Here is a 14,606-nt window from a genome sequence, read left to right on the forward strand (position 1 = left end):
GGGGCGGGTGGTGGTGAAGGTGCGCTACGTCCCGTTCGGGACGGGGGCCGCTTCGCGCGCGCCGACCTTACTTGGTCAGCTCGCGGTAGTTCTTCTCGAGGTCGTCGAGGCCGCCGCACATGAAGAAGGCCTGCTCCGGGACGTGGTCGTAGTCGCCCTGGGAGATCTTCTTGAACGCCTCCACGGTCTCCTTCACCGGCACGGTCGAACCCTCGACACCGGTGAACTGCTTGGCCGCGTAGGTGTTCTGCGACAGGAACCGCTCGATCCGGCGGGCCCGGGCCACGGTGACCTTGTCCTCCTCGGACAGCTCGTCCATACCGAGGATCGCGATGATGTCCTGCAGGTCGTTGTACTTCTGCAGGATCCGCTTCACCTCGGAGGCGACGGCGTAGTGCTCCGCGCCGACGTACTCCGGGGCCAGGATTCGCGAGGACGAGGCCAGCGGGTCCACGGCGGGGTAGATGCCCTTGTCGGACACCTTGCGCTCGAGGTTCGTGGTCGCGTCCAGGTGGGCGAAGGTGGTCGCCGGCGCCGGGTCGGTGTAGTCGTCCGCGGGCACGTAGATGGCCTGCAGCGAGGTGATGGCCTGGCCACGCACCGAGGTGATGCGCTCCTGGAGCTCACCCATCTCGTCGGCGAGGGTCGGCTGGTAACCCACGGCGCTCGGCATACGGCCGAGCAGGGTGGACACCTCGGAACCGGCCTGCGTGAAGCGGAAGATGTTGTCGATGAAGAGCAGCACCTCCTGCTTCTGCACGTCGCGGAAGTACTCGGCCATGGTCAGCGCGGACAGCGCGACCCGCAGACGGGTGCCCGGGGGCTCGTCCATCTGGCCGAAGACCAGCGCGGTGTCGCCGAGCACGTTGGCGTCGGCCATCTCGTGGATGAGGTCGTTGCCCTCACGGGTGCGCTCACCCACGCCCGCGAACACCGACGTGCCACCGAAGTTACGGGCAACGCGGATGATCATCTCCTGGATGAGCACCGTCTTGCCCACGCCCGCGCCGCCGAACAGACCGATCTTGCCGCCCTTGACGTACGGGGCCAGCAGGTCGATCACCTTGACGCCGGTCTCCAGCATCTCGGTCTTCGGCTCCAGCTCGGAGAACGCCGGAGGCTTGCGGTGGATCGGCCAGCGCTCGGTGACCTCGAGCTTCTGCCCCTTCTCGAGGTTGAGGCAGTCACCGAGGACGTTGAACACCTTGCCCTTGGTCTCGTTGCCGACCGGCACGCTGATCGGCGAACCGGTGTCGCGCACCTCCGCACCGCGGACCATGCCGTCGGTGGGCTGCATCGAGATGGCCCGGACCACGTTGTCGCCGAGGTGGTTGGCCACCTCGAGGGTCAGCGTGCGGTCGCCCTCGCTCAGGGTCACCTCGACCTGGAGCGCGTTGAACAGAGCGGGCATCGCGTCGCGCGGGAACTCGACGTCGACGACCGGGCCGATGACCCGGACGACTCGACCGACGCCCGCCTTGGTGTCAGTAGCAGTGGTCATCATTCACTCCCCGCCGCCGCCAGCGCGTCCACGCCGCCGACGATCTCACTGATTTCCTGGGTGATCGCGGCCTGACGCGCGGAGTTCATCTCCCGCGTCAGCGACTTGATCATGGTTTCCGCATTGTCCGTCGCGCTCTTCATCGCCCGACGGCGGGAGGCCGACTCGCTGGCCGCCGAGTCCAGCAACGCCGCGTAGATCCGCGTGTTGATGTACTTCGGCAGCAGCGCGTCGAGCAGCTCCTCGGCGTTCGGCTCGAAGTCGTACGCCGGCAGCAGCTCGCCCTTGTTGCCCGCACGCTCTTCGACCTGCATCGGCGCGAAGATCTTCGTGCTGGCGTTCTGGGTCATGAGCGACTTGAACTCGGTGTAGACGATGTGCAGTTCGTCCACGCCCAGCACACCGTCGTCGCCCGCGCCGTCGAGGCTGTCGTCCGCGCCGTGCACGAACGCCTGGATCAGCGTCTCGCCGACCCGGCGCGCGTCCTCGAAGCGCGGCTGCTCGGAGAAGCCGCTCCAGCTCCCGGCGAGCTCGCGCCCGCGGAAGGTGTAGTAGCTGATCCCCTTGCGGCCGACGACGTACAGCGCGACCTGCTTGCCCTCGCTCTTCAGGCGAGCGATGAGCTGCTCGGCGAGCCGGATCGCGTTGGCGTTGTAACCGCCGCACAGGCCGCGGTCGCTCGTGACGAGCAGCACGCCGGCCCGGTGCTCCGGGTCCCGCGGCACCAGCAGCGGGTGCTGGGCGTTGGTGTTGGACGCCAGCGCGGTCAGCACACCGGTGATCGCGTTCGCGTACGGCAAGGACGCGTCGACCCGAGCCTGCGCCTTGGCGATGCGGCTGGTCGCGACCAGCTCCATCGCCTTGGTGATCTTCTTCGTCGAGCGGGTCGCCTTGATCCGCCGACGAAGCACTCGTACCGAACCGGCCATGACTACTTCTTCTCGTCCACGATGCGGGTGACCGTCTCGGTGACCTCGGGACCCTCGAGCGCGGTGGCCTCAGCCTCGTTGATCACGATGTTGTCCTCGGCGGGCAGGAAGCCGGCCTTGAACGAAGTGATCGCCTTGTCGAGGTTCGCCACGACATCGTCGTCCCAGGTGCCCGAGGCGATGGTCTTCAGCACGTCGCTGTGCGAGGCACGCAGGTGCTGCAGGAACTCGCCCTCGAAGCGGCGCACGTCCTTGACCGGGATGTCGTCGAGCTTGCCCTCGGTGCCGGTCCAGACCGAGACGACCTGCTCCTCGATCGGGTACGGCGAGTAGTTCTGCTGCTTGAGCAGCTCGACCAGGCGAGAGCCCTTCTCCAGCTGGGCGCGCGAGGCACGGTCCAGGTCGGAGGCGAAGGCGGCGAACGCCTCCAGCTCACGGAACTGGGCCAGGTCCAGGCGCAGACGGCCGGAGACCTTGCGCATCGGCTTGCCCTGCGCCGAGCCGCCGACCCGGGAGACCGAGGTGCCGACGTTGATGGCCGGACGCACACCCGAGTTGAACAGGTTCTCCTCGAGGAAGATCTGCCCGTCGGTGATGGAGATGACGTTGGTCGGGATGAACGCCGAGATGTCGCCGGCCTTCGTCTCGATGATCGGCAGACCGGTCATCGAGCCCGCGCCCAGCTCGTCGGACAGCTTCGCGCAGCGCTCCAGCAGGCGGGAGTGCAGGTAGAAGACGTCACCCGGGTAGGCCTCACGGCCCGGCGGACGGCGCAGCAGCAGCGACACGGCACGGTAGGCCTCGGCCTGCTTGCTCAGGTCGTCGAAGACGATCAGAACGTGCTTGCCGGCGTACATCCAGTGCTGGCCGATGGCCGAACCGGCGTACGGCGCCAGGTACTTGAAGCCGGCCGGGTCCGACGCCGGGGAGGCGACGATGGTGGTGTACTCCATCGCGCCCGCGGCCTCCAGCGTGCCCTTGACGGACGCGATGGTGGACGCCTTCTGACCGATGGCGACGTAGATGCAGCGGACCTGCTTCTTCGGGTCGCCGGTCTTCCAGTTGGCGCGCTGGTTGATGATCGCGTCCAGCGCGACCGAGGTCTTGCCGGTCTTGCGGTCACCGATGATCAGCTGGCGCTGGCCGCGGCCGATCGGGGTCATCGCGTCGATGGCCTTGATGCCGGTCTCGAGCGACTCGTGCACGCTCTTGCGGACCATCACGTTCGGAGCCTGCAGCTCCAGCTCGCGGAAGCCCTCGTTGTCGATCTCGCCCAGCCCGTCGATGGCGGCACCCAGCGGGTTCACCACGCGGCCCAGGAACTTGTCGCCGACCGGCACGGAGAGCACGCGGCCGGTGCGCTTGACCGGCTGCCCCTCCTCGATGCCCTCGAAGGCACCCAGGACGACGACACCGATCTCGCGGACGTCCAGGTTCAGCGCGACACCCAGGGTGCCGTCTTCGAACTCCAGCAGCTCGTTGGCCATGGTGGAGGGGAGACCCTCGACCTTGGCGATGCCGTCACCGGCCTCGGTGACGACGCCGACCTCCTCGCGGGAGATCTCGGGCGCGTACGAGGAGACGAAACGCTCAAGCGCTCCACGGATCTCCTCGGACGAGATGGTCAGCTCGGCCATCCTCAGCTTCCTATCGGTGTCGTGACTGTCAAGTCAGGTTCGGTATCGGTTCAGGGGAACCCGGCACCGGCGTGCCGCAGCAGCGGCGCACCGGGTCGGACCGGGTTCCGGGCGCTCGCTAGGCGAACGCGTTGCGGACTGCGGCCAGCCGCCGTGCGATGGTGCCGTCGTAGAGGTCGCTGCCGACCTGCACGCTCAGCCCACCCAGCACCGCGGGGTCGACGGTTACCTTCACCGAGACCTGACGGCCGTAGATGGCGGACAGCGCCGAGGCCAGGCGGGACTCCTCGGCCTCGGTCAGCGGCTGCGCGACCGTGACGTACGCGACCTGCGCCTCCCGGCGCTCGGCGGCCAGTTCGACCAGCCGGGTGATCGCGCCGCTGAACGTGCGGCCGCCGAAGCCCTGCACGGCCAGCTCGGCCAGGCTCACCGTCACCGGCTTCGCCTTACCCCGCAGCAGTCCTCCGACCAGCTCGGCCCGTCGCGCCACCGGCACGATGGTCTCCCCGATCGTGGCGGCCAGCTGCTGGTCGCCGTCGACGATCTGCCCGAAGCGGAACAGCTCGTCCTCGACCTCGCTGAGGTCGCCGGCCAGCTCGGCCGAGGCCAGCAGCGCGTCCGCGCCCAGGCGCTCGGTGCCGTCCAGCAGCTCCGACGCGGCCGACCAGCGGCCCGACGCCAGCACCTTGATCAGGTCAACGGTACCCTGGCCGACCTTGCCCGCCAGCAGGGTCGCGGCCAGCTCGGCCCGCTCCTGCCCGGAACGGGACGGGTCCGACAGCGCGCGGCGCAGCCGCGGCTCCCGGCGCAGCAGGTCCGCGAAGCCGAGCAGCTCCTCGGCGATCACCGCGGTGGCGGCGGCACCCGCCGCCCGGGCGCTGGTCTCCAGCGCTGCCCGGGCCGCGGTGTACGACTCACGGCTTGCCGCCTGCATCAACGGGCTCCGGCGGTCTCGAGCTCGGCGAGCGCGCGCTCGACCGTGCCACGGCGACGGGCCTCGTCCTCCAGCGACTCGCCAACGATCTTGCCGGCCAGGCTGACCGCCAGCGTGCCCATCTCGGCACGCAGCTCGCGGACGATGCTCGCCCGCTCGCCGGCCAGCTGCTCGCGACCGGCCGCGATGATGCGGTCGGACTCCTCGCGAGCCTTCGCCAGCACGTCGGTGCGGATGCCCTCGGCGTCGGCACGGGCCTCGTCACGGATGCGCGCGGCCTCCGTGCGAGCCTCGGCCAGCTGCGCCTTGTACTGCGACAGCAGGGCCGCGGCCTCGGCCTGAGCCTTCTCCGCCTTGACGAGCCCGCCCTCGATGGCCTCGACGCGCTGCTGGAACATGCTCTCCATACGCGGGAACACGAACTTGGTCAGCACGAACAGCAGGACGCCGAAAGCGATGAGGCCGACGATCACCTCAGCCAGCGGCACACCGAGCACGTTGTACGAACCGTGCTCCGCGGGCGCGTCTGGCGCAGTTTGTGCGATGTACATAGGTCACTCCCCTTCGGCGGTGACCGGCCGGCTAGGGCCGGTCACCGGATCGTCTCGGCGCTCGGGACCCGGCTTAGCTGAGGGCGAACGCGAGAACCAGGCCCAGCAGGGCCAGCGCCTCGACGACCGCGAAGCCCATGAACATGTAGGTGCGGGTCAGGCCGGCGCTCTCGGGCTGACGGGCGGTCGCCTGGATGTAGGCGGCGAAGACCAGACCCACGCCGATACCCGGGCCGAGGGCGGCGATGCCGTAGCCGATGACGTTAAGGCTGCCGGTCATGTTGGTTTCCTCCTGAGTTCGACGCGTGTCGGTCACGCGCACGTTTTTGTTTACAGGTATGAGCGATCTTCAGTTGTGGATCGAGAAGCCAGGGGTGTCGCGCCTGGCCGGCGCGAATACTCGGTTGCCGGGAACTCAGTGCTCTTCGGAGATCGAGCTCTGGAAGTAGGTCGCCGACAGCAGGGTGAAGACGTACGCCTGCAGGCTGAGGATGAACAGCTCGAACAGGGTCATGATGATCGCGAAGGCCCAGCTGCCCAGCGCGGCCGGCTTCAGCAGCAGCGGACCCGCGTTCCACAGCGCCACACCGCCGAGGGTGAACACCAGCAGGATCATGTGACCCGCGAACATGTTCGCGAAGAGACGGACGGCGAGCGTGATCGGCCGCAGCACCAGGTTCGAGATGAACTCGATCGGGATCAGGATCGGCTGGACCAGCCACGGCACACCCGGCTGCACACAGGCGTGCTTCAGGTAGCCGAAGAAGCCGTGCTTCTTGATGCCCAGGCCGATGTAGATGAACCAGGTCAGCACGGCGAGCACGGCCGGGAAGGCCAGGTGCGAGTTGGGGGAGATCTGCGCCAGCGGCACGATGCTCCACAGGTTCGTCACGAAGACGAAGCAGAAGATGGTCGCCAGGTACGGCGCGAAGCGCACGCCCTGCGGGCCGATGATGTCGGTGGCGATGTTGTTGCGCACGACGCCGTACACCGACTCGGCGAGCCACTGCTTCTTGCTCGGCACCAGCGTGGGGTTGCGGTACGTCACGAGGAAGAAGACGATGACGATGGCGACGGCGATCCAGACCAGCAGCGTCAGCTTCGTGAAGGCGTGCCCCCAGGGGCTGCCCTCGAGCGACGGGATGAGGGTCTTGTAGTCGAATACCTCCGGCCCGGGAGGGAACTCCGAGGCAAGGAAACCCGGCTGCGTAATCAACCTGTCATCCTCCGTCGATCGGGCACGGTCACCCGTCCAGTCTTTTCACGGTCAGATAGACCCCGGCGGCCGCGCCGCCGATCAAACCGATCAACAGCCCGACGTTGGGGAGTCCCAGCCACTTATCGATGAGCCACCCGACCCCTCCCCAGACCAGCATTCCGCCGAGGAGATACCCGATGGCCGCCCAACCCGCATCGGCGCCCTCTGCATGAGGGCGCTTCGGAGGCTGGTCATCGGCCATGACGGGGCGAACAATATCAGCCACCCCCTGCAGTGGCCGACGCACCCCCCGTACGCGAGCGATGTTCATCACCAGGTCGGCGCTGCGTCAACTTCCATCAGGATGAGATCGATGTTGATTTAACCGCGTCGAACCGCTGAGATGGAGACAACCCTTCCGTTCTCCCCCACGGCGGTGCGGCGATGCGCAAGCTCACGATACCTGTAGTTTTCGTGCTGCTCACAGCATTGAGCAGCGGTTGTGAGCCGCGCGGCAACGACGACACGGAATCGACCAAGCCGGTGCACTGCACGGTCATCGTCGATGGCCCGAAGGCCGACGAGGCGCGCGACAACTTCGCGGGCCGCGTCCGCTATCGATGCGCCACCCCCGGCGCCGAGAAGCTCACCCTGAAGATCAAAATCGAGCGCCGCGACGGTGACGCATGGCGCAGTGTGGCCTCCCGCACACACACCCTCAAGGGCAAGCAGACCTACGCCGCCGAGCTCAAATACCAGTCCAAGGACCTGAGCCTCAGCTGCCGCACCGGCACCTTCCGCACCGTGGTCGACTGGTCCCGCACCTCCCGCAAAGACACCGAAGGCGACAACCTCATCTCCGGCGCGGTAAAGGACCCCTGCCGCCCACCCATCTTCGGCTAGCGCGCGCCCCGGCGCGCACGCGCGTTGATCATGAACTTATGGCACGGCTGGACGGCGCGTCATGGCCACAAGCTCATGATCGATTACTTCTCGGGCTCGTCGATGTACGGGATCTTGGCGTGCCAGAGCCACCAGCCGTGGCCGATGGTCCACGCGATCGCGGCGATGCCGATGCCGATCGCCATGGGCTTGAGGCCGGACCAGCCCGACTTGGCGATCACGGCGAGCACCAGGAACAGCACGGTGAACTTGACGCCGTACATGAGCAGGCCGACCGACAGCACCATCTTCGGGTTGATCGAGTCCGCCCAGGCGATCACGAAACTGGACAGCAGGTAGCTGAGGCCGACCAGGACAACGCCCGCCAGCACTCCCACCGCGGCCGCCCCGCCGACCGCGAGGTACGCCACCAGCGGTGCCACCACGGCCACCGCCGCGGTCACACCGAGCATGAACGGCAGGAACTTCAGCCGCTTACCGAGCATCACGCCTCAAGGTCATCAGGTTGTTGTGCCAACGACACGCCGACCAACCGTGCCATAGGTTCATGATCAACCAGGTGGGGGCGTGGGGTGGGTCACGCGGGGGGTGGGAGGAGGACGGCGGTGAGGGGGTGGACGGTGGACTGGATCTCGTCGGCCACGCGGGCGAAGACCTGGTCGCCGCGGCCCCAGGGGTCGTCGAGGTCGTCCTTGGCCTGGGCGGGTTCGCCGTTGCGGGCGGTGGCGACGGCGACGACCAGGGCGACGCCGCGGGCGTACACCGCGTCGGGGGTGCGGTCGGCGGCGGGCAGTTGCGCGAGGTCGACCGATGGCAGGAGGCGGCCGAACTCGCCGAGCACGAAGGTGCGGTCGGCGGCGTCGGGGCGCAGCGCGACGACGTAGTCGTACTGGTCGGCGGTGGCGGTGAGGATCAGGTCGGCCGACTCGATGTGCTCGGCGCGCAGCTTGCGGGCGCTGAAATCGTCCGGCGAGCCGCCGCGCGAGCGCACCTGGCGGGCCGCGGGCGGGTTCATCTCCTCGCCCTCGTGCCAGCCGCCGGTGCCCGCCGAGTGGGAGAGCACCAGGTCGGCGCCGACCGGGCCGGCCTGCTCGGTGACCGCCAGCGCCAGCAGGCGCTCGGCCATCGGCGAGCGGCAGATGTTGCCCATGCACACGTGCAGGACGGTGAACGGCGGCATCACGACTCCTCCGGACCCTGGATGTCGGTGGCGACCTCGCGCAGCTGATCGAGGCTGATCGCCCCGGCGCGCAGCACCCGCGGGCGCTCGCCGGTGACGTCCACGATGGTCGACGGCACCGGGTTGGGGCACTCCCCCGCTTCCAGGTACACGCTGACCTTGTAGCTGAGCTGGTCGCGGGCCTGCTCGGCGGTGAGCGCCGCGGGCTGGCTGCTGAGGTTCGCCGAGGAGACGGCCATCGGGCCGGTCTTGCGCAGCACCTCCAGGGCCACCGGGTGCAGCGGCATGCGTACGGCGACCGTGCCGCCGGTCTCGCCGAGGTCCCACTGCAGGCTCGGGGCCTGCTCGACGACGATCGTCAGCGCGCCCGGCCAGAAGGCCTCGACCAGGTCCCGGGCCACCGACGGCAGCCGCATGACGAGCCCGTCCAGCGTGTGCCGGGAGCCGACCAGCACCGGCGGCGGCATGTGCCGGCCCCGCCCCTTGGCACTGAGCAGGTTGGTCACCGCCCACGGCTTGAAGGCGTCGGCACCGATGCCGTACACCGTGTCGGTCGGCAGGACCACAAGGTCGCCACTGGATACGGCGTCGATCGCGGCCTGGATCCCGCGGTCCCGTTCGACGACGTTGCGGCAGTCGTAGAGCCTCACGAGGAGCCAGTCTGTCATGTGCTGTTCGCATCCGGCACACACGGCTCCCACCCACCGGACAGCCGATCCGCAGGCGACCCCAAGATCGGCGGACTTGCCCGGCACATGGGCGAATACGGCCTCAAGATACGCACAGGTGCCGGGCAAATCGGGCGATCTTGCGGGCCGTCGCGCCGGACGGGACGTGTTACCTGCGGGCGGTGGTGAAGCGGGGGCGGCCGGCGAGGTCGGGGTGGGTGGTGACGTCGTGCCAGGTCGTCAGGAGCGAGGCCATGGCCGGGGTATGGGTGTCGTCGTGCTCGATGCCGAGGCGGCCGCCGACGCGGAGCACGTCCCAGGCCCGCTCGATGATCACCGGGATGAGGTCGAGGCCGTGCTCGCCGGAGAAGACCGCCTCGGCGGGGTCGTGGCCGACCTCCGGGGGCACCTCGACCGTGAGCGGCACGTAGGGCGGGTTGCACAGGATCAGGTCGGCGGGCGCCGGCAGCGGCACGTCGCGGACGTCGCCGGGCAGCACGCGCACCGACGTGTCCGCGGTGTTGCGGCGCAGCCACGGGAGGGCGTCGTCGCTGCGCTCGACCGCGTACACGGTCGCGTCGGGGCGGGCGTCGGCGACCGCGATCGCCAGCGCGCCGGAGCCGCTGCACAGGTCCAGGACCACCGGCTCGGTCACGCCGTGCAGGGCCTCGATCCCCCAGCGGGCCAGCAGCTCGGTCTCGGGACGCGGGATGAAGACGCCGGGACCGACCAGCAGCTCGCGGTCGAGGAACGGGGCGGTGCCGGTCAGGTGCTGCAGCGGGACCCGCTCGGCGCGGCGGCGCACCAGCTCGTCCAGCGCCGCCGCCTGCGGCTCGGTGACGGTGTCGATCAGCAGCAGCCGGCCGCGGGCCACCCCGAGCACGTACGCGGCGAGCAGTTCCGCCTCGACCCGGGGCGAGTCGATCCCGGCCGCGGCAAGCCGGGCCGCGGCGGCGCGGAGGTGGGCGGAGAGCACGGGCACCTGATCAACCTAGCGGCTGGGCCGGGTGAACCGGCCGAGCCCCCGCGTCCCCGGCCGCGCTGGTTCACGAGAAACCGGTTGACCCCTCGGGAGTGCGTTGAGATGGTCGGCGCATGTCGTTGGTGGAGGCCCGTGGCCTGACGAAGATCTTCCGTCGGCCGGAGAAGGATCCGGGTCTGCGCGGCTCGCTGAAACATCTGGTGCAACGCAGGTTCAAGGAGTTCCGGGCGGTGGACGGCATCGACCTGTCCATCGAGGCGGGCGAGTCCGTGGCGTACGTCGGGCCCAACGGGGCGGGCAAGTCCACGACGATCAAGCTGCTCACCGGCATCCTGGTGCCGACGGCGGGCACCGTGCGGGTGGCCGGGGCCGAGCCGCACACCGACCGGATGGTCAACGCCCGCAACATCGGCGTGCTGTTCGGCCAGCGCACCCAGCTGTGGTGGGACCTGCCGGTCCGCGAGTCGCTGGCCCTGCTGCGCGACATGTACGACCTCAGCCCCGCCTTCTACCGACAGCGCCTGGAGCGCCTCGACGACGTGCTCGGCCTGGCCGACCTGCTGCCCGTGGTGGCCCGCAAGCTCTCGCTCGGCCAGCGCATGCGCGCCGACCTGGCCGCGGCGCTGCTGCACCAGCCGAAGATCGTCTACCTGGACGAGCCGACCATCGGGCTGGACATCTCGGTCAAGGACCGGGTCCGGCAGTTCCTGCGGGAGCTTCGCCAGGACGGCACGACGCTCATGCTGACCACGCACGACCTGGGCGACATCGAGGACGTGTGCGAGCGGATCGTCATCATCGACGAAGGCCGCAAGATCTTCGACGGTCCCCTGGCGGAGATGAAGGACCGCTTCGCCCGGGTACGCCGCATGCACCTGCAGCTGGCCGAGCCGACCCCGGTCGAGAAGCTCGCCGAGCGGCTGCCCGACGTCGAGGTCGTCGCGGGTGACAGTCCGACCGAGGTCACGCTGACCTTCGACCGGTTCACCCATACCGCCGGGCAGCTCATCGCCGCTGTGCTGGAGATCGTCGAGGTCGGCGAGCTGCACCTGGACGAGCCCGCCATCGAGGACGTGGTGCGCAAGGTGTACGCCGGGGAGCTGCTGCGATGAGCGAGCACATCCTGGAACTCGGCGCCCGGCGGGCGCGACGCGGAGCGGGCGTCAAGCCCTATCTGGGCCTGCTGCGCATGTCGACGCGGCGCATCCTCACCTACCGGCTGAACTCGCTGATCCTGTGGATCGGCGGCGCGACGTTCCTGGCCGGCTCACTCGCGGTGTGGCACGCGCTGCTGTCCGAGGGCGCGATCGGCGGCTACGACTGGCACCAGATGAAGGCCTACCTGCTGGTGGGCTGGGCGACCGCGTCCATCGGCTCGGCGTACGGCGACTGGTGGATGGCCTCGCGGATCTTCGAGGGCCACGTGGCCACCGACCTGACCAAGCCGCTGGACTACCAGTGGGCCCGGTTCAGCGAGCACATGGGCGGCCTGGCCACGGAGTTCATCGCGATCGCCGTCGCGGCGACGGCCATCGTGGCCTTCACCGGCGACCTGATCGTGCCCGGCCCGGGGCAGGCGCTGCTGTTCGCGGTGAGCTTCCTGCTGGTCGCGCCGCTGAAGTTCACCATCGCGTACATCACGACGATGGCCTGCTTCTGGACGCAGAACTTCATGGGCGTCTCCTGGGCCAAGGACGCGATCGTCACCCTGTTCTCCGGCGCGCTGATCCCGCTGGCCTTGCTGCCGGCATGGCTGGCCGGCCCGGCCTCGGTGCTGCCGTTCGCCAGCATCACCGCCACCCCCGCCGCGCTCTACCTGGGCCAGGCCACCGGCTGGGAGGCCCTGCGGCTGCTGGCCGTGCAGGCCGCCTGGGTGCTGGCGCTGTGGTGGGGAGCCCGGCTCATCTGGCGGCGCGCGCTGCGCGCCCTCACCGTCCACGGAGGATGACGTGCGTCGCACGCTGCGGATCTACCGGCGCAGCCTCGGCGCGCACCTGCGCGCGGTGCTGGAGTACGAGGCCGACTTCTGGGTGCTCATCGTCGCCGGGCTGCTGTTCCAGGTGCTCAACCTGATCTTCCTGAGCGCCGTCTTCGCCCACGTGCCGGCCCTCAACGGCTGGTCGTACCCGGAGGCGGTGCTGCTCGCCGGGACGTACGGCCTCATCAACGGCCTCGGCCCGCTCTTCTTCGAGGGCACCTGGCGGCTCGCCGGGAAGATCAACCACGGCGAACTGGACTACCCGCTGGTCCGGCCGGCCCCGGTGCTCACGCAGGTGGTCAGCGCGGGCATCGGCCTGCACGGCATCGGCGACTTCATCGGCGGCGGCGCGATGATCGCCTGGGGCCTGGCCAACTCCGACATCGACTGGAGCGCCGGCCGCGTCGCCGGCGGGCTGCTGCTCTTCGCCTCCAGCGCCGCCATCCTGCTGTCACTGATCGTCGTGGGCAACGCGGCGTCGTTCTGGGTCGGCGGCAACCACCCCGTCTTCGCGATGACCCTGATCCGCACCGGCGACATGGCCAAGTACCCGCTCAGCATCTACGGCCTGGCAGTCCGGGCGACCTTCACCGTGCTGGTCCCGTACGCCTTCATCAGCTACTTCCCGGCGTCCTGGCTGCTGGGCAAGGAATCGGCCTGGATCGGCCTGCTCACCCCGCTGGTCGCCCTGTACTGCATCTTCCTGGCCCGCCTCATCTTCCGCCTGGGCCTGCGCCGCTACGACTCCGCCGGCCACTGACCGGCCATCCCCACCCGGCCCTCCGCTCGCCGCAAGCCAGGCGCGGGCAAGCCGGGCGCGGGCAAGCCGGGCGCGGAACGCACCAAGGTCGTTCGACTTGCCAGGCACCTGGGCGAAAGCGAGTTCAAGATACGCACAGGTGCCCGGCAAATCGAATGATCTTGCGGCGCGGCGCGGCGCTGCGCAGCACGGCGGTGGCGGTGCGGCGGTGGGCGGCGGAACGTCAGGCGCGGGAGAGTTCGGTTTCGCCGGCCAGGCGGGCGGCGCGGTCGGCGGTGGTGAGGGCTTCGAGGACGCCGTCCATGTCGCCGCCGATGGCGAGGTCCAGGTTGTAGGCGGTGTAGCCGATGCGGTGGTCGGTGATGCGGTTCTGCGGGTAGTTGTAGGTGCGGATGCGTTCCGAGCGGTCGACGGTGCGGATCTGGGCCTTGCGGGCGTCGGCTGCGGCGGCGAGGGCCTGTTCCTCGGCGAGCTGGGCGAGTCTGGCGCGCAGCATGCGCATCGCCCGGTCCTTGTTCTGCAGCTGGGAGCGCTCGTTCTGGCAGGTCACGACGGTGCCGGTCGGCAGGTGGGTGATGCGGACGGCCGAGTCGGTGGTGTTGACGGACTGGCCGCCGGCGCCCTGGGAACGGTAGACGTCGATCTTCAGGTCGCTGGCGTCGATCTCGACCTCGGTCTCCTCGGCCTCGGGCATGACCAGGACGCCCGCGGCGGAGGTGTGGATGCGGCCCTGGGACTCGGTGGCGGGGACGCGCTGCACGCGGTGCACGCCGCCCTCCCACTTGAGCCGGGACCAGACGCCGTAGCCGCCGTCGGGCACGCCGCGGGTCTTGATGGCGACCGAGACGTCCTTGACGCCGCCCAGGTCGGAGTCCTGGGAGTCGAGGACCTCGGTGATCCAGCCGCGGCGCTCGGCATAGCGCAGGTACATGCGCAGCAGGTCGCCCGCGAACAGCGCGGACTCCTCGCCGCCCTCACCGGACTTGATCTCCAGGATCACGTCCTTGGCGTCGTTGGGGTCCCGCGGGGCGAGCAGCTCGGCGAGCTTCTCCTCCAGGTCCGGCAGGCGCTGCTCCAGCGAGACCGCCTCGGCCGCGAAGTCGGGGTCGATCGAGGCCAGCTCGCGGGCGGCCTCCAGATCGGCGCGGGCCGACTCCAGCTCGTGCGCGGTCTTGTGGATCGGGGTCAGTTCGGCGAAGCGCCGCCCCACCTTGCGCGCCGCGGCCTGGTCGGCGTGGATCGACGGGTCCGCCAGCCGCGCCTCCAGCTCCGCGTACTCGGCCAGCAGCGCGGTGAGCCGTTCGTTACTCATGTCCGAATCCTCACTCCACAGCGGTATGACCTGCAACAGCACAACGCCCGCTCCGCGTGCACGGAGCGGGCGT

At 69.5% G+C, this 14,606-nt stretch carries 17 protein-coding genes; 4 read left to right on the forward strand and 13 right to left on the reverse strand.

Annotated features, from left to right (window positions below; all coding sequences use genetic code 11):
* Window positions 1-67: 67 nt before the first annotated feature.
* The 8 genes from atpD to ACFQO7_RS21820 form a co-directional block, all read right to left on the reverse strand.
* On the reverse strand, window positions 68-1,501 hold the full coding sequence (gene atpD / locus ACFQO7_RS21785; RefSeq protein ID WP_360520897.1) for a F0F1 ATP synthase subunit beta: 1,434 nt from the start codon (window positions 1,499-1,501) through the stop codon (window positions 68-70).
* Window positions 1,501-2,430, reverse strand: coding sequence for a F0F1 ATP synthase subunit gamma (locus ACFQO7_RS21790; protein ID WP_203696943.1), 930 nt, complete (start codon window positions 2,428-2,430; stop codon window positions 1,501-1,503). The genes atpD and ACFQO7_RS21790 overlap by 1 nt, the downstream gene beginning before the upstream one ends.
* Before the next feature lie 2 nt (window positions 2,431-2,432).
* Window positions 2,433-4,067 (reverse strand): F0F1 ATP synthase subunit alpha, encoded by a 1,635-nt coding sequence (gene atpA, locus ACFQO7_RS21795; RefSeq protein WP_360520901.1) that lies wholly within the window; start codon window positions 4,065-4,067, stop codon window positions 2,433-2,435.
* 118 nt (window positions 4,068-4,185) lie between these two features.
* Window positions 4,186-5,001, reverse strand: coding sequence for a F0F1 ATP synthase subunit delta (locus ACFQO7_RS21800; protein ID WP_376808077.1), 816 nt, complete (start codon window positions 4,999-5,001; stop codon window positions 4,186-4,188).
* Window positions 5,001-5,552, reverse strand: a complete 552-nt coding sequence (locus tag ACFQO7_RS21805; protein ID WP_376808078.1) for a F0F1 ATP synthase subunit B — start codon at window positions 5,550-5,552, stop codon at window positions 5,001-5,003. Before ACFQO7_RS21805 ends, ACFQO7_RS21800 begins: the two co-directional genes overlap by 1 nt.
* A gap of 73 nt (window positions 5,553-5,625) precedes the next feature.
* A complete protein-coding gene (atpE, locus tag ACFQO7_RS21810; RefSeq protein ID WP_155371925.1) occupies window positions 5,626-5,832 on the reverse strand; it encodes an ATP synthase F0 subunit C in 207 nt (68 codons plus the stop codon).
* Window positions 5,833-5,967: 135 nt separating this feature from the next.
* A complete protein-coding gene (gene atpB, locus ACFQO7_RS21815; protein ID WP_376808079.1) occupies window positions 5,968-6,768 on the reverse strand; it encodes a F0F1 ATP synthase subunit A in 801 nt (266 codons plus the stop codon).
* 28 nt (window positions 6,769-6,796) lie between these two features.
* Entirely contained in the window at window positions 6,797-7,012 is a 216-nt protein-coding gene (locus tag ACFQO7_RS21820; RefSeq protein WP_203696950.1) for an AtpZ/AtpI family protein, read from the reverse strand.
* Between the two features lie 182 nt (window positions 7,013-7,194).
* Here ACFQO7_RS21820 and ACFQO7_RS21825 point away from each other — a divergent pair, with 182 nt between their 5' ends.
* Window positions 7,195-7,653 (forward strand): hypothetical protein, encoded by a 459-nt coding sequence (locus tag ACFQO7_RS21825; protein ID WP_376808080.1) that lies wholly within the window; start codon window positions 7,195-7,197, stop codon window positions 7,651-7,653.
* Between the two features lie 83 nt (window positions 7,654-7,736).
* On the opposite strand, the gene ACFQO7_RS21830 is transcribed toward ACFQO7_RS21825, so the two are convergent.
* From ACFQO7_RS21830 to prmC, 4 genes are all read right to left on the reverse strand, one after another.
* Window positions 7,737-8,141, reverse strand: a complete 405-nt coding sequence (locus ACFQO7_RS21830; protein ID WP_376808081.1) for a hypothetical protein — start codon at window positions 8,139-8,141, stop codon at window positions 7,737-7,739.
* Window positions 8,142-8,230: 89 nt separating this feature from the next.
* Window positions 8,231-8,833 carry an arsenate reductase/protein-tyrosine-phosphatase family protein gene (locus ACFQO7_RS21835; RefSeq protein WP_376808082.1) on the reverse strand — a complete coding sequence of 201 codons (603 nt, stop codon included), beginning with the start codon at window positions 8,831-8,833 and terminating at the stop codon, window positions 8,231-8,233.
* The gene (locus tag ACFQO7_RS21840; RefSeq protein ID WP_360520924.1) at window positions 8,833-9,501 is read right to left on the reverse strand and encodes an L-threonylcarbamoyladenylate synthase; all 669 of its coding nucleotides are present in this window, start codon (window positions 9,499-9,501) and stop codon (window positions 8,833-8,835) included. Before ACFQO7_RS21840 ends, ACFQO7_RS21835 begins: the two co-directional genes overlap by 1 nt.
* Before the next feature lie 169 nt (window positions 9,502-9,670).
* Window positions 9,671-10,483 carry a peptide chain release factor N(5)-glutamine methyltransferase gene (gene prmC, locus ACFQO7_RS21845; protein ID WP_376808083.1) on the reverse strand — a complete coding sequence of 271 codons (813 nt, stop codon included), beginning with the start codon at window positions 10,481-10,483 and terminating at the stop codon, window positions 9,671-9,673.
* 113 nt (window positions 10,484-10,596) lie between these two features.
* On the opposite strand from prmC, the gene ACFQO7_RS21850 reads away from it, so the two are divergent.
* The 3 genes from ACFQO7_RS21850 to ACFQO7_RS21860 are packed head-to-tail and all read left to right on the forward strand — an operon-like array spanning window position 10,597 to window position 13,221.
* Entirely contained in the window at window positions 10,597-11,595 is a 999-nt protein-coding gene (locus ACFQO7_RS21850; RefSeq protein WP_376808084.1) for an ABC transporter ATP-binding protein, read from the forward strand.
* A complete protein-coding gene (locus ACFQO7_RS21855; protein ID WP_376808085.1) occupies window positions 11,592-12,431 on the forward strand; it encodes an ABC transporter permease in 840 nt (279 codons plus the stop codon). Before ACFQO7_RS21850 ends, ACFQO7_RS21855 begins: the two co-directional genes overlap by 4 nt.
* Before the next feature lies 1 nt (window position 12,432).
* Window positions 12,433-13,221, forward strand: a complete 789-nt coding sequence (locus tag ACFQO7_RS21860) for an ABC transporter permease (protein WP_376808086.1) — start codon at window positions 12,433-12,435, stop codon at window positions 13,219-13,221.
* A 223-nt stretch (window positions 13,222-13,444) separates the two neighbouring features.
* Here ACFQO7_RS21860 and prfA read toward each other — a convergent pair whose 3' ends face one another.
* The gene (gene prfA, locus ACFQO7_RS21865; protein ID WP_376808087.1) at window positions 13,445-14,533 is read right to left on the reverse strand and encodes a peptide chain release factor 1; all 1,089 of its coding nucleotides are present in this window, start codon (window positions 14,531-14,533) and stop codon (window positions 13,445-13,447) included.
* Between the last annotated feature and the right edge of the window lie 73 nt (window positions 14,534-14,606).

The sequence above is a fragment of the Catellatospora aurea genome (assembly GCF_042663325.1).
Classification (GTDB): domain Bacteria; phylum Actinomycetota; class Actinomycetes; order Mycobacteriales; family Micromonosporaceae; genus Catellatospora; species Catellatospora aurea.